The organism is Actinosynnema sp. NPDC091369, assembly GCF_044757065.1.
In the GTDB taxonomy this organism is placed as follows: domain Bacteria; phylum Actinomycetota; class Actinomycetes; order Mycobacteriales; family Pseudonocardiaceae; genus Actinosynnema.
This window is the reverse complement of the sequence record NZ_JBIVUG010000009.1, coordinates 160415-181039: the sequence shown is the minus strand read 5'-3', so window position 1 is coordinate 181039 and position 20625 is coordinate 160415. Positions and strand designations below refer to the sequence as shown.

Below are 20625 nucleotides of genomic sequence, written 5' to 3'. Positions count from 1 at the left end.
GACCGGGCTTGACCCGGCCGGTGGTCCAGCGGATCGGAACGCCGGCGTCAACGGATCGGCGGCTCGACCGCGGTCGGTGCAGCCTGGCTGGATCAGGCGGACGCCGGCGCGCGGCCGTCGCCGCCGATCTGTGGACAACCGCCGAGGCCCCGACGTCCCGCCCGCAGCCCCTCGGGAACACCCGGCCGAGCACCGGCCGTTGTAGGGCTGACCTGCCCGAAGTCGCTCACTTAGGACGGCCGTCCCATTCCGCCTAGACTCGGCGACATGGCTGCTCCGACTACTCCACCGCCAGCGCAGCTGCCCCCGGCGCTCGCGGACGCCGTCCGCGACGACGCGTCGCTGCGGCGGTTCCTGCACGGACTGCCCGGTGTGGACCAGGTCGGCGTCGAACAGCGCGCGGCCGGTCTGGGCACCCGCAGCATCAAGAAGGCCAGCAAGCTGTGGGCCATCGACACCGCCATCTCCATGGTCGACCTGACCACCCTGGAAGGCGCGGACACCCACGGCAAGGTGCGGTCGTTGGCGGCGAAGGCGCGCAGGCCCGACCCGGACAACCCGGACGTGCCGCAGGTCGCCGCCGTCTGCGTGTACCCGGACATGGTCGAGACGGCCGTGCGGGAGTTGCAGGGCACCGGCATCGGCGTCGCCAGCGTCGCGACCGCCTTCCCGTCCGGCCGGTCGAGCCTGAAGGTGAAGCTGGAGGACACCGCCTACGCCGTCGACGCGGGCGCCACCGAGATCGACATGGTGATCGACCGGGGCGCGTTCCTGTCCGGCCGGTACGGCCAGGTGTTCGACGAGATCGCGCAGATCAAGCACGCCTGCGGGGACGCGCACCTCAAGGTCATCCTGGAGACCGGCGAGCTCGCCACCTACGACAACGTGCGCCGCGCGTCCTGGATCGGCCTGCTCGCGGGCGGCGACTTCATCAAGACGTCCACCGGCAAGGTCTCCCCCGCCGCGACGCTGCCCGTCACGCACGTGATGCTCCAGGCCGTCCGCGACTGGCACACCCAGACGGGCGAGCTCAGGGGCGTCAAGCCCGCCGGTGGCATCCGCACGACCAAGGACGCGATCAAGTACCTGGTCGCGGTGCACGAGGTCGCGGGACCGGAGTGGCTGACCCCGACCCTGTTCCGCTTCGGTGCCTCCACGCTGCTCAACGACCTGCTGATGCAGCGGCGCACCCAGTTGGCCGGCCACTACAGCGGCCCCGATTACGTGACGGTGGACTGACCATGTGGGAATACGCGCCCGCGCCCGAATCACGGGACATCGCGAACCTCAAGCCGAACTACCGGATGTTCGTCGACGGCCAGTTCGTCGAGGGCGGCGGTGAGCCGCTGAAGACCGTCAACCCCGGCACGGAGGAGGTGCTGGCCGAGGTCTCCACGGCCGCGCCCGCCGACGTCGACAAGGCGGTGAAGGCGGCACGCCGCGCCTACGAGCGCGTGTGGGGCCGGATGCCCGGCTCCGAGCGCGCCAAGTACATCTTCCGCATCGCCCGCCTGATCCAGGAGCGGTCGCGGGAGCTGGCGGTGCTGGAGTCGTTGGACAACGGCAAGCCGATCAAGGAATCGCGGGACGTGGACGTGCCCACGGCCGCCGCGCACTTCTTCTACCACGCGGGCTGGGCGGACAAGCTCGCCTACGCGGGCCACGGCCCGGATCCGCGTCCGCTGGGCGTGGCGGGCCAGGTGATCCCGTGGAACTTCCCGCTGCTGATGGCGGCGTGGAAGATCGCGCCCGCGCTGGCGACCGGCAACACGGTGGTGCTCAAGCCCGCCGAGACGACGCCGCTGACCGCGCTGGTGCTGGCGGAGATCATCCAGCAGGCCGACCTGCCGCCCGGTGTGGTGAACATCCTGCCCGGTGCGGGTGACGTCGGCGCGGCCGTGGTGGCGCACCCGGACGTGGACAAGGTCGCGTTCACCGGGTCCACCGAGGTCGGCAAGATCATCCAGCGGCAGCTGGCGGGCACCGGTCGCAAGCTGAGCCTGGAGCTGGGCGGCAAGGCCGCGAACATCGTGTTCGACGACGCGCCGCTGGACCAGGCCGTCGAGGGCATCGTCAACGGCATCTTCTTCAACCAGGGCCACGTGTGCTGCGCGGGCTCGCGGTTGCTGGTGCAGGAGTCGGTGGCCGAGGAGCTGCTGGAGAAGCTGCACGTGCGCGTGTCCACGCTGCGCGTCGGCGACCCGCTGGACAAGAACACCGACGTCGGCGCGATCAACTCGCGCGAGCAGCTGACGAAGATCCAGGAACTGGTCGAGTCGGGCGACGCCGAGGGCGCGGAGCGCTGGACGTCCGCGTGCCCGTTGCCGGACAAGGGTTTCTACTTCGCGCCGACGGTGTTCTCCAACGTGTCGCAGGCGATGCGGATCGCGCGCGAGGAGATCTTCGGGCCGGTGCTGTCGGTGCTGACGTTCCGCACGCCGGACGAGGCCGTGGCCAAGGCGAACAACACGCCGTACGGGCTGTCGGCCGGCGTCTGGACCGAGAAGGGGTCCCGCATCCTGTGGGCGGCGCAGAAGATGCGCGCCGGTGTGGTGTGGGCCAACACGTTCAACCGCTTCGACCCGACCGCCCCGTTCGGCGGCTACCAGGAGTCTGGCTTCGGCCGCGAGGGCGGTCGCACCGGGCTGGAGGGCTACCTCGATGTCTGAGAACCGGATCGCGGTCGCGAAGACGTACAAGCTCTACATCGGCGGGGCGTTCCCGCGCTCGGAGTCGGGCCGGTCCTACCCGGTGGTCGACCACAAGGGCGCGTTCCTGGCCAACGCGGCGCAGGGGTCCCGCAAGGACGCCCGGGACGCGGTGGCGGCGGCGCGCAAGGCGTTCCCCGGCTGGTCGGGCGCCACGGCGTACAACCGGGGGCAGGTGCTGTTCCGGGTGGCCGAGGTGCTGGAGGGGCGGCGCGAGCAGTTCACCGCCGAGGTGGCGGCCTGCGAGGGCGTCGCGGTGAAGAAGGCGCAGTCGCTGGTGGACGCGGCGATCGACCGGTGGGTCTGGTACGCGGGGTGGACCGACAAGGTGGCCACGGTGCTGGGCGCGTCGAACCCGGTGGCGGGGCCGTACTTCTCCTTCTCCGTGCCGGAGCCGACGGGTGTGGTGGCGGTGCTCGCGCCGCAGCAGTCGTCGCTGCTGGGGTTGATCAGCGTGGTGGCGCCGGTGATCGCGACCGGCAACACGGCGGTGGTCGTGACGTCGCAGGACCGGCCGCTGCCCGCGGTGACGCTGGCGGAGGTGCTGGCGACGTCCGACGTGCCCGGTGGCGTGGTGAACGTGCTCACCGGGCGCACGGCGGAGATCGCGCCCTGGCTGGCGTCGCACGCGGACGTGAACGCGCTGGACCTGACGGGTGCGCCGGAGTCGACGCGGGCCGACCTGGAGCGCGCGGCGGCGGGGACGGTGAAGCGGGTGCTGCGGGCCCGTCCGTCGGAGGACTTCACCCGCGAGCCGGACCTGGCCCGGCTGCGGGCGTTCCTGGAGACGAAGACGGTCTGGCACCCGATCGGGGTCTAGCGGCGGCAGCCGAGCCAGCTGTAGGCGAGCAGGCCGGCGCAGCCCAGCACGACCGCGGTGGTCGTGGCCGAGGTGGTGCCGGTGGGCTGGACCGGCCACGTCAGCAGGCGGCTGAGCCAGTGGTCGTCGCCGGGCGGGACGACCAGCGTGACGCCGCTCCAGCCGATCGGCAGCGCCCAGGCGGCGCGGGCGCCGAGGAGCACCGCGCCGAGCGCGGCCAAGCCGCCCAGTCCGAGGACGTCGCGCAGCACGAAGGCGTCCGGGGCGATCGGGCCGCCGACCAGGTCGACGGCGAGCAGCAGCGCGGCGACGACCGCGCCGCCGAGCAGCAGGTGCGCGGCCCGGCGGGGCGGCCAGCCGAACGCGGCGGTGCGGTCGAGCGCCAGGTCGTGCCCGCCGAGGCCGGTGGCGACGGCGGCCACCCCGAGGGCCGCGCCGAACGCGGCGAGCTGCGGGCTGCCGTCGGGCTGGGCGAGCGCGGCCAGCGCCGCCACCCCGACCACCACCGCCCCCGCCGACGCCGGCACCCGGCGTGCCCGGGTGTGCAGGAGCAGCCACCGCGTCACGTCGTGCCTCCCGGCGGCTTCGCGGTCGACCACCGGCGGAGCGGCGGAATTGTCAGACCCCGGCGGTAATGTGAAATCAGGGGACCCCTGGCGGGGACCTCTGCGAAGCGCGGCTCGGGCGTCACGTCGTGCCCCCGGTGAGGGTGGTCAGCGCGTCGCCCGTGCACCCGGCCTGCACCTCGCGCGCCGCCTGGACCCGGGCCGCCTGGACGTCCTCCGGCAGCGCCCGCAGCCGTTCCCACCCCTGCGCGGTCAGGGCGTCGATCTCCTCGCCCAACCACAGGCGGAACGTGGGCAGCGGTTCCACGCGACCGGTCAGCCACGCCGTCATCACCGTGCGCGCCGCCACCTCGCGGCTCACCTCGCGCGGGATGCGGTCGCCGTAGCACGTCCGGGTGCCCGCGCCGGCGACGAGGTACGCCGTCAGCTGCTCGGCGGTCGGGGCGTTCCGCCGGAAGTAGGTGAAGTCGTCGAGGTTCACCCACACCGCCTCGGTCGACTCCGGGCCGCGCTCCGGCAGGCCCCGCACCGCCACGGCCACCTCGCGGACCGACGTCGGCGGTGCCGGCAGCTTCGCCAGCAGCCGCAACGCCTCCCGCGCCGGCCCGGCCAACGCCGCCCGCTCGTGCTCGTGCGCCCGCGTCAGGCACAACCGCTCCGCGCACACCAGCTCCGCCGCCGCGTCGTCGGGCGTCACCGCCGTGGCCGGCATCAGCGGCAGCGCGACCGCGCCGGCCACCAGCACGGGCAGCAGCCCCAGCCACCGCCGCCGCAACGCCACCAGCAGGAACCCGGTCGCCGCCACGCCGACGAACCACACGAGCTGCGCCACGCTCACCGACGCCCGCACCGACGCGTAGACGGTCACCGGCATCGGCAGGGACGGCAGCAGCAGCACCCAGCGGGAGAGGTCGGCTCCGGTGGGCCCCAGCCCGAGCGTCAGCAGCGCCAACCCGCCCGCGGCCAGCAGCGGCGGCGTCAGCGGTGACGGCACGAGCCTGCCCAGCCCCATGCCCAGCACCCCGCCGCCCGCCAGGGCGACCACGCCGACCAGCGTGGCCGGCACCCAGCCGAGGTGGAAGTAGTCCGTCGACGCCACGACCTGCACCCCGCCGACCACGAGCACCACCGCGTACGCCCCGGCCAGCGCCGCCGCCAGCGCGCCGACCGTCACCCCCGCCCGCTGGGCCCGGGGCCGCGGCGTGGAGCCGAACAGCTCCTCCACCCCGGACCGCCGGTCGCGCAGGCCCTGCAACGCGCCGCCGCCCAGCGCCACCGGCCAGGCGATCATGAGCATGAACCTGATCCACTCGGCCATCGTCGTCCACTGCCGGGTCCACGCCGTGCTGTCCTTCGTCGACGGGCCCCAGCTCAGCATCCCCACCACGACCAGCACCGTCAGCACGCCCACGACCAGCGCCGCCGTGCGCCTGAGCTCGATCCGGAAGACCCTCACCACTCACCAGCCCCACCGAGCAGGGCCGAGTAGCCGCGCTCCAGCGGGCTGTCGCCGACGTCGTCCGGACCGCCCGCGGCGGCCAGCTCGTCGGGCGTGCCCTGGAACACCAGCCTGCCCTTGTTGATCAGCACCACGTCCGAGCACGCCGTCGCGACGTCCTCGACCAGGTGCGTGGACACGACCACGCACGTGTCCACGCCCAGCTGGACCAGCAGCTCCCGGAACCGGACCCGCTGACCGGGGTCCAGCCCGGCGGTGGGCTCGTCGAGCAGCAGCAGCTCGGGGTCGTTGACGATCGCCTGCGCGATGCCCGCCCGCCGCACCATGCCGCCCGACAGCGACTTCATCCGCGAGTCGGCGCGGTCGGCCAGCCCGACCCGTTCCACGGCCCGCTGCACCGCGCCGGGCACGTCCCGCTTGGGCATCTCCTTGAGCCACGCCACGTACTCGACGAACTCGCGCACCGTGAACCGCTTGTAGTAGCCGAAGTCCTGCGGCAGGTAGCCCAGCGACCGCCGCACCCGGCGCAGGTCCAGCCGCCCGGACATCGGCGAACCCAGCACCGCCAACGTCCCGGACGCGGGCCGCAGCACGGTCGCCAGCGACCGGATCAGCGTGGTCTTGCCCGCGCCGTTCGGGCCGAGCAGCCCGTGCACCCCGGTGCCGAGCCGCAGGTCCAGCCCGTCCACCGCCATCGTCCGACCCGCGCGCACGCGCAGGCCCCCCGCCTCCACCTGCCAGGCGTACCCCGTCGGCGCGACCTCCGCCGCGCTCACCGCACGTGCCATCGGATTCCCCTCCATCACAGGCGCGCGTAAGCCGCGGACCTGAAGACCACGGCGGCGGCGCCCCCGACGAGCACCGCCGCCCAGACCGGCGCCGCGCCCGGCGCGAGCACACCGGGCACACCGCCGAGGACCACCGCAGGGCCGACCACCAGCACCGCCCAGCAGGCGGCGGCGACGACGGCGGCCCGGCGCACCCCAATCACGCCACCCAGCGCCAGCGTCACCGACGTGACGGCCAGGCACGGCAGCAGCCAGTAGGCGGGCGACGCGCCGGTCAGCCCGCCGCCGAGCAGCAACCCCGGCAGCACCACCACCAGCACCGCGAGTGTGCGGCGCAGGACGAGTTGCAGCCCGGCCCGCGCGGTGGACACCACCAGCTCATGAGCCGGGTCCATGCCGCGCGACCAGGCCGCGGCCACACCCAGGACGGGCACGACGGGCGCGACCAGCAGCACCGCCGACGACGTCGAGCGGTCGGACAGCAGCCCGTCCACCCCCAGGGCGAGCAGCACCACGAACGCCGTCATCGCCAGCCACGGCAGGAACGACGGCGTCGCCCACCGCGCGAGCGCGCGCCGTCGGCGAGCGGGCGTCCCGGTCGGCTCCAACCCCGCCCACACGGCCGCCGTCAACGCTGTGACCTGGGGCGGAGCCGCGTCGGCCAGCCGCAGCCGGCACATCTCGCACGTCTCCAGGTGCGCTTCGACCGCCCACAGCACGTCGGCAGGCAGGTCGTCGCCCGACGCGTACCGGGCGATCGAGTCGGCCGTCGGGTGCTCGCTCATGACAGTGCCTCCCGCATCGCGATCCGGGCCCGCCGGGCGCGGGTCTTCACGGTGCCCTCGGGCACGCCGAGCAGCACGGCGGTCTCCCGCACGGTCAGCCCGTCCAGCACCATCGCCTGCAACACCTGCCGCAGCTCCGGGGCCAGGTCGCGCAGCGCGCCGCCGACGTCGTCGCTGAACGCGCCCGCCAGCACCTCGTCCTCGGCGGCGGGCGCGGCCTCGACCGCGGGCAGCGGCCGGGCGTCGTGCGCGCGCCGGCGGAACGCGTCCACCAGCCGCCGCGCCGCGATGGTCCACAGCCACCCGACGGCCGTGCCGTCGACGGCCGCGCCCGCGAACGACCCCGCCGCCCGCCACACCGCCAGGTACGTCTCCTGCATGACCTCGGCGACGACCTGCTCGTCGGCGCACCGGCGGCGCAGGCGCACGGCCAGCCACGGCGACGTGCGGCGGTAGAGCTCCTCGAAGGCCGCGCGGTCGCCGCGGGCCACCGCGCGGACCAGCTGCTCCTCGTTCACACCCGGCAAGACGGTCCGCGGGCGGAAAAGGTTCTCACCGGAGGGTGATCCGGGTCACATCAGTACCAGGTGTCGTCGTGGGCGGCGGCGTCCACGTCGGCTTCGGCGGTGGCCCGGTGCACCACGGCGGCGAGCGCTTCCTCCAGCTCTCGCTGGACGTCGCCGGGATCGTCGGTCTCGACGGCGAGCGCCACCTGGCTGCGGCCCGCGCCGTCGTCGACGACGGTCAGCTCACCCCGGTAGCGGCCTTCCGCCCACGACACGCGCCGGCGGTCGTGGTCGACGTCCGGGGTCGAGCCGGACAGTCCGGGCAGGTGCTGGGGCAGGCTTCCCGGGCGCGCCAGGAACTCGAACAGCTCCCGCGCGGCCATCTCGACCGGCGCCCGGTGCTCGTAGCTGGTCATGGCCACGGGTACCCGGTCAGGCCGGGCTCAAGACGGTGGCGAACAGGTCGCGCAGCGGGTCGTTCGATCGGGTGAGGCTCTGCTCGCACGCGGCGATGAACGCGACGCGGTCCAGCGTGTGCACGGCGACCCGCCACCCCGCCTCCCGCGCCAACTGGCGGAAGAACGCCCGCTGCGCGCGACCGTTGCCCTCGCGGAACGGGTGCACGGCGTTGACCTCGGCGAAGTAGTGCGTGAAGCGGTCCAGGAACGCCTCGCGCGGCAGGTCGCGCAGGTAGCGCTCCCGCTTCAGGCCGTCGAACACGCCGGCCGCGTAGGGCTCGACCTGCTGCCACGCGGCGAACAGCGCGGTCTTGCCGATGTTGACCCGCCGGACCTCGCCCGCCCACGGGTAGAAGTCGCCGAAGATGCGGCGGTGGAAGGCGCACAGGTGCGCCAGGTCGTACAGGCCCGGCAGCGGGGACAGGGCCAGCTGCTCGACGCGCATCGTGCTCAGCCGCGTCTCCGCGAAGTCGCACTCCCGCGGGTCGGTCAGGCCCAGGTTGTTGCGCAGCACCCCGGACGCGGGGTCCAGGTAGGGGTCTTCGTCCACTACCGGCGCAGCGCCTCGATCTCCCGGGCGATGGCCTCGTCCACGGTCAGCTCACCCGCCGCGACGGCGCGCATGGTGGCCACCACGTCGTCCGGCACGGCCAGGCCCTCCAGCCGGGCGCTGCCCACGGCCTCCGCGATCGCTTCCTCGCCGCCGCTGGTCAGCCTGCGGAAGTAGCGGGCCATCACCTCGTGCGAGAGGGGCGCGCTGCTGGGCGCCGACTCGGGCAGGTCGCCCCGCGCCGCGCGCCACGGCTCCTCGTCGTGCGCCATGTCGCTCAACTGGTGGCGGGTGAAGTGGCCGTACCGCTCGACCACCGACGCGACGACCGCGCGTTCGGGCCCGGTGAGGCGGTCCGGATCGCCCTCGTCCCAGGCGGCGACCTCGGACCGGCCCTGGTGGCGGTAGTAGACCTCGGGCACCACGGGACCTCGCTGCCACGCCTCGATGCGGGCGTCGAACAGCGGTTCGCCGTGCTCGGCCAGGTGCCACGCCTGGGCGTAGTAGAGGAGCTTCTGCAGCTTCATCGGCGACTCGGGCCCGGTGGCGTCGAGCAGGGCCGCGGCCACGTCGTGGACGTCCGCCATGCCACCTCCCGCGAGTGCTCTGAGCTGCGACTTCCCAGTCTACCGGAGATCGCGGGCCGGTGGTCGGGGTCCGGCAGCCGGGTCAGGGACGGCGGTCGCGCAGCCGGGCCAGGGCCAGGGCGGTCGCGCCGGAGAGGAGCAGGACGCCGGCGAGGACCAGGGTGTCGCGGATCGAAGCCCCGGTCCCGGCCAGCTCGTCATCATCCGGCCGCACGGCCGCCGGGTGGCTCGTGGTCCCTCCGGTCGGGCCGGTGGCGGGTTGGGTAGTGGTGGTGGGCTCGACGGTGGTGGTGGTCGGGCCGGTGGTGGTCGTAGTGGTCGGTTCGGTCGTGGTGGTTGTGGTTGTGGTTGTGGTGGTGGTGGTGGTGGCGTTGCAGGTGACGATGTTGTCGAAGGGCGCGTAGTGGATCTCGCCGCCGCTGCCGCTCGCCTCACCGCCGTGCACGAGCGACTCGACCACCACCGCGCCCTCGATGTTGACCGGGCTCAGGTCCACCAGGGTCGCGTTCGGCGCGTAGATCGTGCCCCACACGGTGGGCGAGTCCTCCGGCAGCGCGATCGTGCCCGAGGTGGTGAAGTTCCACAGCACGTGCTGCGAGGGCTCGTTGCCCTGCCGGCTCACGTTCGGCACCTCCCAGGTGTAGTCACCGGTCACGTCGACGTTGATGACCAACCACGCCTCGTCGCTCGGCTGCGGGTAGCCGTTGCGCGGGTTGATGTTGTCCAGCGCGCTCATCTGGGCGGCGGTGAGGGTCAGCACGTTCTGCCCCGGCTGGAGCCCGATCGTCGCGTTCGGGTCGGTGCCGTTCCACGGGCCCTGCCCGTTCTGGTCGGTCAGCGCCACGGTCGACGGGCAGCCGGCCATCTCCGCGTTGAGCGACCGGTAGGTGGTGAACAACGACGCGAAGTCGAAGCCGCTCGGCCCGGCGACGGACTCGGCGGTCTGCGCGGTCTGGATCGAGACGCCGGGCGTGCTGCCCGGGGCGGCGCCGACGGGCACGACCCACGTCACGCCACCGGACGGGAGGACGTCGGACCCGCTCAGGTCGCCGATCTTGGCGTAGGAGTTGTTGAGCACGCTGAGCGTGCCCGTGCTGCCCGCGAAGTCGATCGCACCGCCGACGACGAGGCGGACTTCAGCGCGCCGACGCCCGCACTTTTCACCCACGCGAGTGATCACCCCGCGAGTCCCACGTTCAGAACGCGCGTGTCCTGCGTTCAGGACACCCGAGTTCAACGCTCAGGACGCTAGTTCGTGCACCAGCCCAACCGGCCGTCGGTCGTCACCAACGGCTCGCAGTGGCCGAGCCGGCTGCGGTGCTCCAGGGCCGTGGCGACCTGGTCCAGCATCTCGTCCAGGCTGGTCCACTCCGGCTTGAGCATCTCGCCCGCCTCGCGGTCCCACTCGACCACGCACCCCGACAGCACGCCGGGCCGCAGGTCCACCGCCAGCGCGTCACCGCACCCGTCGAACGCGATCGGCAGCCACAACGGGTGGAAGCCCCTCGTGGGCGTGCCCGCCTCGGTGGCCAGGTCCGCGGGCCAGAACCGCTCCTTCAACCGCCACGACCGCAGCGCGTCGGACGGCCCGAGCGGCGTGTAGAACGGCGGCAGCACCTCGGCGAACGCCAAGTCGGCCGTCCCGCCGCACACGGCCCACCACGCGCGCAGCTCGGCGGGCGGCTCCAGTCCGGTGGCAACCGCCAGCGCCTCGACCGCGGCGCTGTCCTCGGGGGGCACGAACGCCGATCCGGTCGAGGGGGCGTGGTCCTCGAGCCACGCCACAATCCGTTCCCAATGGCGTAAAACACCCACACACCCATGATCAGGTGGCGCAAGGGCCCGTGGTACCGCTCATCGGGGCAGGATCTGGCCGAACGCCGCACACCCCGCCGGCGGATGGGGCAGGATCGCGGTCGCACGGCACCAAAAGGGGGACGAGGGTGGAACGGGGTTTCGGCGTCGACACCGCGGCGCTGTCGGCGTACGGCAGCACCGCGACGGGTCTGGCGGGCGAGGTCGGCAACGTCGGCACGGCCACGCTGGCGGGCACCACGTCGTTGGCCGCGGGCAGTTTCGGCGCGCTCGGCGACGAGGTCGGCCTCGGCGCGGCGTTCCAGGGCGCGGCACAGGCCCAAGTGGACGGTGTGGCCGCGGCGTCGGCGGCGCTGGCGGCGTTCGCCTCGGAGGTCGCCAAGACCGGCCGGGCGTACACCGAGCAGGAGGCGCGCACCGGCGCCGACCTCAACCGCGCGGCACAGGTCTGACGTGGACGTCGGCGGCTTCCTGGCGGCTCTGGTCCAGCCGATGAAGGACCACCTGGCCAAGCTCGAGGGCGACACCGGCGGCGCGACGGCCGCGGCGGAGTCGTTCGGGCGGGCGTCCTCGGCGCTGACCGAGCTGGACGGCAGGCACACGAGCGCGGCGAACGCGGCGTTGAGCGGTTGGTACGGCGAGAAGGCGAACGCGTTCCAGTCGCGCGTCGCGGCGTTCTCCGGCGGCGTGGGCACGTTGGCGCGCAACGCCACCACCACGCAGCAGGCGGCCACCACCGCGGTCGACGCGGTGACCGCGGGCAAGACCGCGATCCAGGGCTTGATCGACGAGTTCACCGGCTGGGCGTGGCCCCGGTTGGCGGCGGCGGTGGCGGCCGGGGTGTTCGGCGGCATCGGCGCGGTGCTCGCGGTGGCGGCGGAGGTGACCGCGAAGGCCCGCGAGTACGAGGGCAGAACCGGGCAGGAGCTGGAGAAGGTGCGCGGTGAGCTGACGGCCGTCGTCGCGCGATTGCAGGGGCTCCAGCAGCCGGACTTCGCCGGGATCGGCGACCCGTTGGGCGTGGAGAGCGGTGGGACCACGTCGACGTCGTCGGCGGGTGACAGCGGTGGGTCGTCCTCGTCGTCGGGTTCGTCGTCCGGGTCCGGTTCGGGTTCCGGCTCGGGCTCCTCGGGCGGTGGCGGTGGAGGCAGCGGTGGTGGCGGTGGCGGCGGTCCGATCGGACCGCGGCTGCCGGTGGCCATCCCGCCCCAGCCCGGCACCGGCGTCGGCGTGAACCTGCCCGACGGCAGCTCCGCCGAAGCGCCCAACGAGACCGCCGCGCGTGCCGTGCGCAACGCGTTGTCCGCCCTGGGCACCCCGTACGTGTGGGGCGGCGCGAACCCGCCCCAGGGCACGGACTGCAGCGGCCTGACCCAGTGGGCGTACGCGGGCGCGGGCTTCGACATCCCCCGGCCCGCCTCGTCGCAGGCCATGGGCGCGTCCGTGCCGGCCGACCAGCTGCTGCCCGGCGACCTCGTCGTCTGGGACGGCCACGTGGCCATGGTCATCGGCAACGGGCAGATGGTCGAGGCGGGCGACCCGGTGCAGGTCAACCCCATCCGCACGAGCAACAGCGGCATGGGTTTCATGGGCTTCTACCGACCGACGGGCTGAGGACGTGGACGAGACGCAGCGGGCGGCCGAGCGGGTCGCCGACACCGAGCGGCGGGTGGCCGAGCACGTCGCGCGCACCGGCCCGGTGCTCGGCCGCGCGTCGTCACCGGACGGCGCGGTCACGGTCGTGGCGGCGCCCGGCGGACCGCCGCAGGAGGTGCGGGTCGCGCCGTCGGCGCTGACCATGGGTCCGCGGGCGTTGGCGGACGAGATCCTGCGCGTGTCGGCGCGGGCGTCCCGGGACGCCGCCGCGCGCGCACACCGGAGCCTGGAGCGGGTGGCCGACCCGGCGACGCTGCGGGCGTTGACCGAGATCGGTTTCGACCGCGGTCCGGACGACGACGACTTCGACGGCTCCTACCTGAGGGGTTCGCGATGACGCAGGCGCAGGAAGCGCGGGAACAGCGGCTCGCGGCGGCCGAAGGACTGACCGAAGTGCTGGCCCGCACCACCGGCAGCGCCGAGCACCCGAGCCGCCTGGCCCGCGCCACGGCGACCGCGACGGGACAGCTCACGGCGCTCGACCTGCACCCGAACGCGCTGGCGCAGGGGCCGGAGGTCGTCGGCAGGCTGGTCGTGGAGACGGCGCGGTTGGCGACCGACGCGGCCGTGCAGCGCAGCTACAACGAGCTGGCCAAGTCGTTGGGCGACGGCATGGCGATGGCCGTGGAGGCGTTCGCCGGCCCGCCGCCCCTGAAGGCAGCCCCGAAACCGCAGGTCACACCCCCTGTCGCGGAGCAGCCGTCGGCACCGGGGCCGGCGCGTCCGCCGTGGGCGGGGCAGGTGCGGGGCCGGCCCGCGGCCCGGCCCCAACCGGAGGAAACGGACGACGACGACTACTTCGCCGACCCTTTCCGTGGTCAACGGCAGTAGCGCGTGATCGACCCCGTACTCTTGCCCCCGCATCGCAAAGGGGCATGGCGTGACCGGGAGGTCGGATGGCACAGGACATCGTCCCGATCGAGCTGGGGCTCACCCAGGGTGATGTGGTCACCCTGTGGGCCCCGCGCTGGCGGGAAGAGGGCGAGGAGTGGGAAGCCTTCCTCGGCCACGAGGAGGACCTGTACGCGTTCCCCGATGCCGCGCACTTGGCGGCGTTCGTGCGCAAGACCGAAGAGCACGACCTGACCGACCACCCGGCGTGGCACGTGGTGCCCGCGCTGTCGGTCGGTGAGCTGTCGCCCGACGACAACCACCAGTTCGACCTGGTCGGCGTGCCCGAGCTGGTCGCCGAGGAGCCCGACACGTGGGTCATCGGCGAGCTGGCCGACGTGATCTCGATCGTGCGGTCGCTGGCGGACGTGTGCGACCTGGAGAAGGTGCACGAGATCCTGGACTCGGCGGAGGGCTTCGCGCTGCTGCCGCAGGGCACGCTGCCGTTCACCGGCCGCGAGGGCCAGGCCCTGTGGACGGAGATCTCGCAGGTCGTCGCGGAGAAGTGGGACGAGGTGCTGGACGCGATCGACGAGGTCGTGACCACGCCGGAGGTCGACGAGACCGCGCTCAAGGCCGCGCAGGACGAGCTGGCCGAGTTCGAGGAGGCCAACGCCGCCGCGGCGGCGGCCTCGGCGGACGAGGAGGAAGAGGACGGCGACGAGCCGGTCGGCTTCTGGGGCGAGGTCGGCATCGACCCGATCAAGATCATCAGCGGTGCGGGCGAGTACTACACGCTGCGCTGCTACCTGGACGACCAGCCGGTGTTCCTCGGCCGCAAGGGCAAGATCGACGTGTTCACGTCGCCGCGCGCGCTGGCCCGGTTCATCGTGGAGGCCGACGACAACGACCTGGCCGAGGTGTCGACCTGGGGCGAGCTCGTCACCAAGGCGACCGGCGGCGACCTGGAGGTCGAGGTCGACCCGGACAACGTCTACGTGCTCACCGGCCTGGACGAGGACATCCTCGACGGCCCGGACGCGATCGACCCCACGCAGCTCGACCTGGTGGTCGAACTGCTGGAGGACGCGGGCGAGTGGGCGGGCGACGACACCGTGAAGGTCGCGCTGAACCAGTCCGAGCGGCTGGGGTGGCTGGTGTCGTACGTGCTCAAGCCGGACCCGACGCGGCTCGCGCCCAGCGCGCCGTTCGACGACGAGCAGGTGGCGTGGCGGACGCTCGTGGCGGCGTTCGAGGACCGGCTCAAGGTGCACTAGGACGTCAGGCGCACCAAGCAGCGGCAGAGGCCGCGGGCAACCATCGGAGCCCGCGGCCTCTGCTTTTGCGCGACTACTGCGGGTCGAGGGCGGCGTAGGCAGGCTCGATGACGTCCTGGATGAGCGCGCGGCGCTCGTCGTGCGTGATGAACGCGGCCTTCGCGGCGTTGACGGTGAACTTGCGCAGGTCGTCCCAGCCGAAGCCGAAGTTCTCCACCACGGTGGCGAACTCGCCGGTCATCGACACCATGCTCATCAGCCGGTTGTCGGTGTTCACGGTGACCCGGAAGCCCAGGTCTGCCATCCGCTTGATCGGGTGCTCGGCCAGCGACGCCACCGCGCCGGTGTGCACGTTCGACGTCGGGCACATCTCCAGCGCGATCCGCCGGTCGCGCACGTACGCGGCCAGGTGGCCGACCTCGTCGCCCTTGATGTCCTCGGCCAACCGCACGCCGTGGCCCAGCCGCTCCGCGCCCGCGAGCTGCACGGCCTCCCACGCCGACTCGGCGCCCGCCGCCTCGGCCGCGTGGATGGTGAAGTGCGCGTTCTGCTGCCGCAGGTACTCGAACGCGGACAGCTCCTTGCTCGGCGGGAAGCCGGCCTCGGGGCCCGCGATGTCGAAGCCGACCACGCCCGCGTCCCGGTAGCGGACCACCAGGTCGGCGATGCGCTGCCAGCCGTCGTTCTGACGCATCGCGCACAGCAGCGTGCCGACCTTGATGCGGCCGCCGGACGCGGCCTCGCCCTGGCGGAAGCCCTCCTGCACCGCCTCGATCGCCTGCTCCATGCTCAGGCCCTTGTCGGTGAACAGCTCGGGGGCGTAGCGGATCTCGGCGTACACGACGCCGTCGGCGGCGAGGTCCTGCACGGCTTCCGACGCGACGCGCACCAGCGCCGCCTCGTCCTGCATGACGCCGCACGTGTGCGCGAAGCCCTCCAGGTAGCGGACCAGCGAGCCGGAGTTGGCGTTGTCGCGGAACCACTCGCCCAGCGCGACCGGGTCGGTCGTGGGCAGGCCCTGGTGGCCGCAAGCCTCGGCGAGCTCGATCACGGTCTGGGGCCGGAGGCCACCGTCGAGGTGGTCGTGCAGGAGCACTTTCGGCGCGCGGCGGAGGTTCTCCGGGGTAAGCGGGGTCGACATGGGCGTCACCGTATACCGGTGACACGCCGTGTCGTTCCGACCTGCGAAGATCATGATCCGCTATGATCACCCCGACGTCACCGGGTGTGGTCAGAACCACTCGGTCGGGTGCCGCTTTCGCCGTCCGGAAGCCGTTGTGCAGTCGTGATGCAGAACTTTCCGCTACTGCTAGCTGGGCTTTAGTCACTCACACGGCGGATGCTCACCGGGAGCAGTCACAGCCGCGCCGGCAGTGACGTTGCGGTAAGGTCGGTGATCGTCACTCCAACGGAGTACACGCAAGGTCGATCCAGGCGGTCCCGGTCGGGGGGCGCTACTGCCCGCCGCCCCAACCTGGTTAGGCTCCCGGAGGTCTCCCCTCCCCTGGACGAAGGCACCCGAGCCGTGAACGAGAACAACAACTCCACGATGTCCTTCGATCGGATGCGCAACATGCTCACGCGCGCCGCGGAGATCCGTGAGAGCGAACAGCAGCAGATCTTCGACGCACTGGACGAGATCCACGCGCGGATGTCCCCGCTCGAATCGCTGGGTTCCGTTCGCAAGCGCCTGTCCGAGCTGCCCGACCGGACCGAGGTCAGCGTGCTGGCCGAGCGGCTGGACGAGGCGCTGGCCAAGCTGGAGGCGCAGGACAACGCGGTGCAGAGCATCGGCCGGGCCGTCGAGGGCCTGGTCGACAAGCTGGCCAAGCCGTTCGCGCAGCTCGACGGTCGGCTCGACGGGGTGGCGGGCCGGTTCGAGGGTGTCGCCGGGCGGATGGACGGCTTGGAGGACAAGCTCGCCCACATCCACAAGCGGCTGGACGACCTCGACGGCCACCTGGACAAGCAGGACGGCAAGGTCGACCAGGTGCCGGGCGCGGTGACCGGGCCGCTGCGCGAGCGGATCGAGGCGCTGGAGGCGGCGCTGCGCGGCCGGTTGGACGAGGTCGACGAGGGCGTGCACGAGCACCTCGACGGCACGCGCGAGGCGTTGCAGCGGTCCGTCACGGAGTCCGCGGGCGGCCTGAACGCCAAGCTGGACGAGACGCGCGACAACATCAACAGCACGCGTGACGGGCTGCACGCGGGGCTCACCGAGACGCGCGAGTCGCTGACGGCGTCGCTGGTGGACACGCGGAGCACGTTGACGGGCAAGCTGGACGAGGCGCGCGAGGCGCTGCACGCGGCGCTGGACGAGACCCGCGACCAGGTCGACTCGACCGACCGGTTGGAGGCGCTGGCGCAGCGCCTGGAGCAGGTCACGTCCCGGCTGGACACCATGGCGACCCGGCTCGACTCGGTCGAGGACGACTTCGCGGCGCGGCTCGGCGAGCTGTCCGGCGTGGTGGAGCAGGGCATCGCCAAGGTCGAGGGCACGCTGTCGACGCGGCCGGACGCGGAGTCGCTGGCCGGGCTGGTGCGCAAGAGCAACCAGGAGTCGGAGCTGCGCATCGGCGGGCAGCTGGACGAGGCGATGGCGACGTTCGCCGAGCTGATCCTCGGCGGCGGCTCCCCCACCCCGCCCCCGCCGCCCACCGCGCTGCCCCGGCCGCAGCGGCGGACGCGGAAGAACGGTTCCAAGCCCGGCGACAACCGGAACGTGGACGACGACGACTTGACGGCCGAGGGCGCTTGATCGAATGAGCGCTTGAGCGCAGCTCACGAAAAAGGCCCGGTCCGCGATTGCGGACCGGGCCTTTTTCGTCGTCGCGGGAAAAGCAGGGGAAGAAGAATCCGGTTTCAGCCGCGAATGGTGTCGAGGACCAGCGGCGTGGTCGGTGGCGGGGTGTCCCCGATCGCGTAACCGGTGGCGAGGGTTTCCAGGGCGGCGGGAATGGTGTCCGGGGTGTCGGTGTGCAGTTCGAGCAGTGGTTGGCCCCTGGTGACGCGGTCGCCCGGTTTGGCCAGGCAGAGGATGCCCGCCCCCGGCTGGACCGGGTCTTCCTTGCGCGCCCGGCCCGCGCCCAGGCGCCAGGCGGCGACGCCGACCGCGTAGGCGTCGAGGGTGGTCAGGTAGCCGTCGTCGGGGGCCGTGACGGTGTGCCGGTGCTCGGCGGTCGGCAAGGGGGCGTCCGGGTCGCCGCCCTGGGCCCGGATCATGCGGGCCCAGGTCTCGTAAGCCTCGCCGGAGGCCAGCACGTCGCGGGGCGAGGCGGTGATCCCGGCGCGGGACAGCATCTCCTCGGCGAGGGCGACGGTCAGGTCGACGATGTCGGAGGGGCCGTTGCCCTGGAGGACTTCGACCGACTCGGCGACCTCCACGGCGTTGCCGACAGCGCGACCCAGCGGGACGGACATGTCGGTGAGGAGCGCGGAGATGCGCAGGCCGTGGTCGACGCCGATGGACACCAGGGTCTGCGCCAGCGAGCGGGCCTGGTCCAGGGACTTCATGAACGCGCCCGAGCCGACCTTGACGTCCAGCACGAGGGCTTCCGCGCCTTCGGCGATCTTCTTCGACATGATCGACGAGGCGATCAGCGGGATGGACTCGACGGTGCTGGTGACGTCGCGCAGCGCGTAGAGCTTCTTGTCGGCGGGGGCGAGGCCGGAGGTGGCGGCGCAGATGACGGCCCCCACCGAGCGCAGCTGGGCGACGACCTCGTCCACCGAGAGCTGGGCGCGCCAGCCCGGGATCGACTCCAGCTTGTCCAACGTGCCGCCGGTGTGGCCCAGGCCCCGGCCGGAGAGCTGCGGCACGGCGGCGCCGCAGGCGGCGACCAGAGGCGCCAGCGGGAGGGTGATCTTGTCGCCGACGCCGCCCGTCGAGTGCTTGTCCACGGTGGGACGGCCGACGTCCAGGGTCAGCTGCTCGCCGGAGTCGACCATGGCGCGGGTCCAGCGGGCCGTTTCGGCGGGGTCCATGCCGTTGAGGTAGATCGCCATGGCCAGGGCGGACATCTGCTCGTCGGCGACGCCGCCGTGCGTGTAGGCGTCCACCACCCAGTCGATCTGGGCGTCGGTCAGGCGGTGGCCGTCGCGCTTGGCCCGGATCACGTCCACTGCGGTGTGGGTCATGGCAGGTCCTCCGGGCCGAACGCGTCGGGCAGCACCCTGCTCATCGGGAGGATGCCGGACGGGGTGTCGATCAGGCAGGACGCGCCGCCCAGCTCGTGGATGACCTGGCGGCACCGGCCGCACGGCATCAGCAGCTCACCCGCGCCGCTGCGGCAGGCGAGGGCGACGAGCCTGCCCCCGCCGGTCAGGGTGAACTGGCCGGCGAGGGTGCACTCGGCGCACAGGCCGACGCCGTAGGCGGCGTTCTCCACGTTGCAGCCGACGACGATCCGGCCGTCGTCGCACACGGCCGCGGCACCCACCTGGAGCCCGGAGTACGGGCAGTAGGCGGAGTGGGCGGCTTCGACGGCGCGGGCCCGGAGCAGGTCCCAGTCGATGTCAACCACGGCGGTACACCACGCCGTCCGCGGCGGGCATGCGCAGGCGTTGCGATGCGACGGCCAGCACGACCAGCGTCACCAGGTGCGGCGCGTAGGTGGTCAGCTCGCTGGGGACCTCGTCCACCGAGTAGTAGACGGCGTAGAGCAGGCCGGCGGCCAGGATGCCGAACGCGGCGGCGAACCAGCGGCGGCGGACGAGCTGCCAGATCACGATCACGACGAGCAGCAGCACGGCGCCGTAGACCAGGGCGAGGAACGTCTTGCCGCCCGAGCGGAGCTGGAGGCCGTCGGCGTAGCCGAACAGGGCCGCGCCGCCGAGCAGGCCGCCGGGCCGCCAGTTGCCGAAGATCATGGCGGCCAGGCCGATGAAGCCGCGGCCGTTGGTCTGGCCCTCCAGGTAGCCCGGCTGGCCCGGGTTGAGCACGAGGGCCGCGCCGCCGATGCCGGCCAGCGCGCCGGAGGAGATCACCGCGACGTACTTGTACCAGTAGACGTTGACGCCCAGGGACTCCGCGGCGACCGGGTTCTCGCCGCACGACCGCAGCCGCAGGCCGAACCGGGTCCGCCACAGCACCAGGTAGCTGCCGATCACCAGCAGGATGGCGAGCATGGTCAGCGGCGAGACACCGGTGACCAGGCCGCGCAGGATGCCGGCGACGTCGGACAGGCCCACGCGCTGCTGCGCTTCCAGCTCGCCCAGGAAGTCGGAGAGGCCGGAGGCGCTGTAGGTGTCGAACTTCGGCACGGCCGGCGACTCGCGCGGGTTGTGCGACAGCGGGAAGAAGATCAGCGTCGACAGGTACTTGGTCAGGCCCGCGCCGAGCAGGTTGATCGCCACGCCGGACACGATGTGGTTCACGCCGAACGTCACGGTCGCGATGGCGTGGAGCAGGCCGCCGAGCGCGCCGAACACGGCCGCCGAGACCAGCGCCGCCCACGGGCCCCACTGGTAGCCGGCCCACGCCGCGCCCCACGTGCCCATGATCATCATGCCTTCGAGGCCGATGTTCACGACGCCCGCGCGTTCCGCCCAGAGACCGCCGAGGGCGGCCAGCAGGATCGGCAGGGCCAGCCGCACGGCGGTCTGGATGGTGCCGGTGGACGTCAGCTGGGGCACGTCGGTCAGGTACGACGTCGTCGACAGCAGCACGACCGCGCCGGCCACGCCCAGCGCGCCGACGGCCCAACCCGGGATCCGGCGCGCCTTGCGGGGCGGCGGAACGGTGGTGGGAGCCTCGGACGGGTTCATCAATGAAGTGCTCACGCCGCCTCCTCGCCAAGGCTCGTCGGCGACAGAGCACT

The 20625-nt window shown here is 72.9% G+C and carries 23 protein-coding genes; 9 read left to right on the top strand and 14 right to left on the bottom strand.

From position 1 onward, the window contains the following. Nucleotides 1-267: 267 nt before the first annotated feature. From deoC to ACIQMJ_RS29600, 3 genes are read left to right on the top strand one after another with little or no spacing between them, the layout of a single operon-like run. Nucleotides 268-1239, top strand: coding sequence for a deoxyribose-phosphate aldolase (gene deoC, locus ACIQMJ_RS29610; RefSeq protein WP_499764274.1), 972 nt, complete (start codon nucleotides 268-270; stop codon nucleotides 1237-1239). Next, entirely contained in the window at nucleotides 1236-2669 is a 1434-nt protein-coding gene (locus ACIQMJ_RS29605; RefSeq protein ID WP_499764375.1) for an aldehyde dehydrogenase family protein, read from the top strand. Before deoC ends, ACIQMJ_RS29605 begins: the two co-directional genes overlap by 4 nt. After that, a complete protein-coding gene (locus tag ACIQMJ_RS29600) occupies nucleotides 2662-3528 on the top strand; it encodes an aldehyde dehydrogenase family protein (protein ID WP_499764273.1) in 867 nt (288 codons plus the stop codon). The genes ACIQMJ_RS29605 and ACIQMJ_RS29600 overlap by 8 nt, the downstream gene beginning before the upstream one ends. Here the strand turns inward: ACIQMJ_RS29600 and ACIQMJ_RS29595 are convergent. From ACIQMJ_RS29595 to ACIQMJ_RS29550, 10 genes are all read right to left on the bottom strand, one after another. Then, nucleotides 3525-4094: a hypothetical protein gene (locus ACIQMJ_RS29595; protein WP_499764272.1), complete on the bottom strand. Its 570-nt coding sequence runs from the start codon at nucleotides 4092-4094 to the stop codon at nucleotides 3525-3527. The genes ACIQMJ_RS29600 and ACIQMJ_RS29595 overlap by 4 nt on opposite strands. A 121-nt stretch (nucleotides 4095-4215) precedes the next feature. Next, the gene (locus ACIQMJ_RS29590; protein WP_499764271.1) at nucleotides 4216-5550 is read right to left on the bottom strand and encodes a hypothetical protein; all 1335 of its coding nucleotides are present in this window, start codon (nucleotides 5548-5550) and stop codon (nucleotides 4216-4218) included. Beyond that, nucleotides 5547-6341, bottom strand: a complete 795-nt coding sequence (locus ACIQMJ_RS29585) for an ABC transporter ATP-binding protein (protein ID WP_499764270.1) — start codon at nucleotides 6339-6341, stop codon at nucleotides 5547-5549. The genes ACIQMJ_RS29590 and ACIQMJ_RS29585 overlap by 4 nt, the downstream gene beginning before the upstream one ends. A gap of 14 nt (nucleotides 6342-6355) precedes the next feature. Then, nucleotides 6356-7126, bottom strand: a complete 771-nt coding sequence (locus tag ACIQMJ_RS29580) for a zf-HC2 domain-containing protein (protein ID WP_499764269.1) — start codon at nucleotides 7124-7126, stop codon at nucleotides 6356-6358. Then, nucleotides 7123-7644 (bottom strand): RNA polymerase sigma factor, encoded by a 522-nt coding sequence (locus ACIQMJ_RS29575; RefSeq protein WP_499764268.1) that lies wholly within the window; start codon nucleotides 7642-7644, stop codon nucleotides 7123-7125. Before ACIQMJ_RS29575 ends, ACIQMJ_RS29580 begins: the two co-directional genes overlap by 4 nt. Nucleotides 7645-7703: 59 nt before the next feature. Beyond that, on the bottom strand, nucleotides 7704-8048 hold the full coding sequence (locus tag ACIQMJ_RS29570) for an SRPBCC family protein (protein WP_499764267.1): 345 nt from the start codon (nucleotides 8046-8048) through the stop codon (nucleotides 7704-7706). A 16-nt stretch (nucleotides 8049-8064) separates the two neighbouring features. Further along, nucleotides 8065-8640 carry a Fic/DOC family protein gene (locus tag ACIQMJ_RS29565; protein ID WP_499764266.1) on the bottom strand — a complete coding sequence of 192 codons (576 nt, stop codon included), beginning with the start codon at nucleotides 8638-8640 and terminating at the stop codon, nucleotides 8065-8067. Beyond that, on the bottom strand, nucleotides 8640-9227 hold the full coding sequence (locus ACIQMJ_RS29560; protein WP_499764265.1) for a type II toxin-antitoxin system antitoxin SocA domain-containing protein: 588 nt from the start codon (nucleotides 9225-9227) through the stop codon (nucleotides 8640-8642). Before ACIQMJ_RS29560 ends, ACIQMJ_RS29565 begins: the two co-directional genes overlap by 1 nt. A gap of 82 nt (nucleotides 9228-9309) precedes the next feature. After that, nucleotides 9310-10395: a collagen-binding domain-containing protein gene (locus tag ACIQMJ_RS29555; protein ID WP_499764264.1), complete on the bottom strand. Its 1086-nt coding sequence runs from the start codon at nucleotides 10393-10395 to the stop codon at nucleotides 9310-9312. An 80-nt stretch (nucleotides 10396-10475) separates the two neighbouring features. Then, a complete protein-coding gene (locus ACIQMJ_RS29550) occupies nucleotides 10476-11012 on the bottom strand; it encodes an SMI1/KNR4 family protein (protein ID WP_499764263.1) in 537 nt (178 codons plus the stop codon). Between the two features lie 158 nt (nucleotides 11013-11170). Here ACIQMJ_RS29550 and ACIQMJ_RS29545 point away from each other — a divergent pair, with 158 nt between their 5' ends. From ACIQMJ_RS29545 to ACIQMJ_RS29525, 5 genes are all read left to right on the top strand, one after another. Continuing rightward, entirely contained in the window at nucleotides 11171-11494 is a 324-nt protein-coding gene (locus ACIQMJ_RS29545) for a hypothetical protein (protein ID WP_499764262.1), read from the top strand. Nucleotide 11495: 1 nt separating this feature from the next. Further along, nucleotides 11496-12656 (top strand): C40 family peptidase, encoded by a 1161-nt coding sequence (locus ACIQMJ_RS29540; protein WP_499764261.1) that lies wholly within the window; start codon nucleotides 11496-11498, stop codon nucleotides 12654-12656. 4 nt (nucleotides 12657-12660) lie between these two features. Continuing rightward, nucleotides 12661-13035: a YbaB/EbfC family nucleoid-associated protein gene (locus tag ACIQMJ_RS29535; protein ID WP_499764260.1), complete on the top strand. Its 375-nt coding sequence runs from the start codon at nucleotides 12661-12663 to the stop codon at nucleotides 13033-13035. Further along, entirely contained in the window at nucleotides 13032-13529 is a 498-nt protein-coding gene (locus tag ACIQMJ_RS29530) for a YbaB/EbfC family nucleoid-associated protein (protein ID WP_499764259.1), read from the top strand. Before ACIQMJ_RS29535 ends, ACIQMJ_RS29530 begins: the two co-directional genes overlap by 4 nt. A 65-nt stretch (nucleotides 13530-13594) precedes the next feature. Continuing rightward, nucleotides 13595-14806 carry a SatS C-terminal domain-containing protein gene (locus ACIQMJ_RS29525; RefSeq protein ID WP_499764258.1) on the top strand — a complete coding sequence of 404 codons (1212 nt, stop codon included), beginning with the start codon at nucleotides 13595-13597 and terminating at the stop codon, nucleotides 14804-14806. A gap of 73 nt (nucleotides 14807-14879) precedes the next feature. On the opposite strand, the gene ACIQMJ_RS29520 is transcribed toward ACIQMJ_RS29525, so the two are convergent. Beyond that, nucleotides 14880-15947, bottom strand: a complete 1068-nt coding sequence (locus ACIQMJ_RS29520) for an adenosine deaminase (RefSeq protein WP_499764257.1) — start codon at nucleotides 15945-15947, stop codon at nucleotides 14880-14882. 408 nt (nucleotides 15948-16355) lie between these two features. On the opposite strand from ACIQMJ_RS29520, the gene ACIQMJ_RS29515 reads away from it, so the two are divergent. Further along, nucleotides 16356-17564: a hypothetical protein gene (locus ACIQMJ_RS29515; protein ID WP_499764256.1), complete on the top strand. Its 1209-nt coding sequence runs from the start codon at nucleotides 16356-16358 to the stop codon at nucleotides 17562-17564. A 104-nt stretch (nucleotides 17565-17668) separates the two neighbouring features. Here the strand turns inward: ACIQMJ_RS29515 and ACIQMJ_RS29510 are convergent, their stop codons facing one another. Genes ACIQMJ_RS29510 through ACIQMJ_RS29500 form a run of 3 tightly spaced genes read right to left on the bottom strand, consistent with a single transcriptional unit; the run spans nucleotide 17669 to nucleotide 20587 of the window. After that, entirely contained in the window at nucleotides 17669-18943 is a 1275-nt protein-coding gene (locus ACIQMJ_RS29510) for a thymidine phosphorylase (protein WP_499764255.1), read from the bottom strand. After that, the gene (locus ACIQMJ_RS29505; protein ID WP_499764254.1) at nucleotides 18940-19329 is read right to left on the bottom strand and encodes a cytidine deaminase; all 390 of its coding nucleotides are present in this window, start codon (nucleotides 19327-19329) and stop codon (nucleotides 18940-18942) included. Before ACIQMJ_RS29505 ends, ACIQMJ_RS29510 begins: the two co-directional genes overlap by 4 nt. Then, complete coding sequence (locus tag ACIQMJ_RS29500; protein ID WP_499764253.1) at nucleotides 19322-20587, bottom strand: ABC transporter permease; 1266 nt, start codon at nucleotides 20585-20587, stop codon at nucleotides 19322-19324. The genes ACIQMJ_RS29505 and ACIQMJ_RS29500 overlap by 8 nt, the downstream gene beginning before the upstream one ends. Nucleotides 20588-20625: the final 38 nt, after the last annotated feature.

What these genes read in the sequence shown, in the direction of transcription:
- ACIQMJ_RS29585 (WP_499764270.1), bottom strand. Translation starts at nt 6,341, where the DNA reads ATGGCACGTGCGGTGAGCGCGGCGGAGGTCGCGCCGACGGGGTACGCC.
- ACIQMJ_RS29570 (WP_499764267.1), bottom strand. Translation starts at nt 8,048, where the DNA reads ATGACCAGCTACGAGCACCGGGCGCCGGTCGAGATGGCCGCGCGGGAG.
- ACIQMJ_RS29510 (WP_499764255.1), bottom strand. Translation starts at nt 18,943, where the DNA reads ATGACCCACACCGCAGTGGACGTGATCCGGGCCAAGCGCGACGGCCAC.
- ACIQMJ_RS29525 (WP_499764258.1), top strand. Translation starts at nt 13,595, where the DNA reads ATGGCACAGGACATCGTCCCGATCGAGCTGGGGCTCACCCAGGGTGAT.
- ACIQMJ_RS29520 (WP_499764257.1), bottom strand. Translation starts at nt 15,947, where the DNA reads ATGTCGACCCCGCTTACCCCGGAGAACCTCCGCCGCGCGCCGAAAGTG.
- ACIQMJ_RS29580 (WP_499764269.1), bottom strand. Translation starts at nt 7,126, where the DNA reads ATGAGCGAGCACCCGACGGCCGACTCGATCGCCCGGTACGCGTCGGGC.
- deoC (WP_499764274.1), top strand. Translation starts at nt 268, where the DNA reads ATGGCTGCTCCGACTACTCCACCGCCAGCGCAGCTGCCCCCGGCGCTC.
- ACIQMJ_RS29515 (WP_499764256.1), top strand. Translation starts at nt 16,356, where the DNA reads ATGTCCTTCGATCGGATGCGCAACATGCTCACGCGCGCCGCGGAGATC.
- ACIQMJ_RS29530 (WP_499764259.1), top strand. Translation starts at nt 13,032, where the DNA reads ATGACGCAGGCGCAGGAAGCGCGGGAACAGCGGCTCGCGGCGGCCGAA.
- ACIQMJ_RS29560 (WP_499764265.1), bottom strand. Translation starts at nt 9,227, where the DNA reads ATGGCGGACGTCCACGACGTGGCCGCGGCCCTGCTCGACGCCACCGGG.
- ACIQMJ_RS29600 (WP_499764273.1), top strand. Translation starts at nt 2,662, where the DNA reads ATGTCTGAGAACCGGATCGCGGTCGCGAAGACGTACAAGCTCTACATC.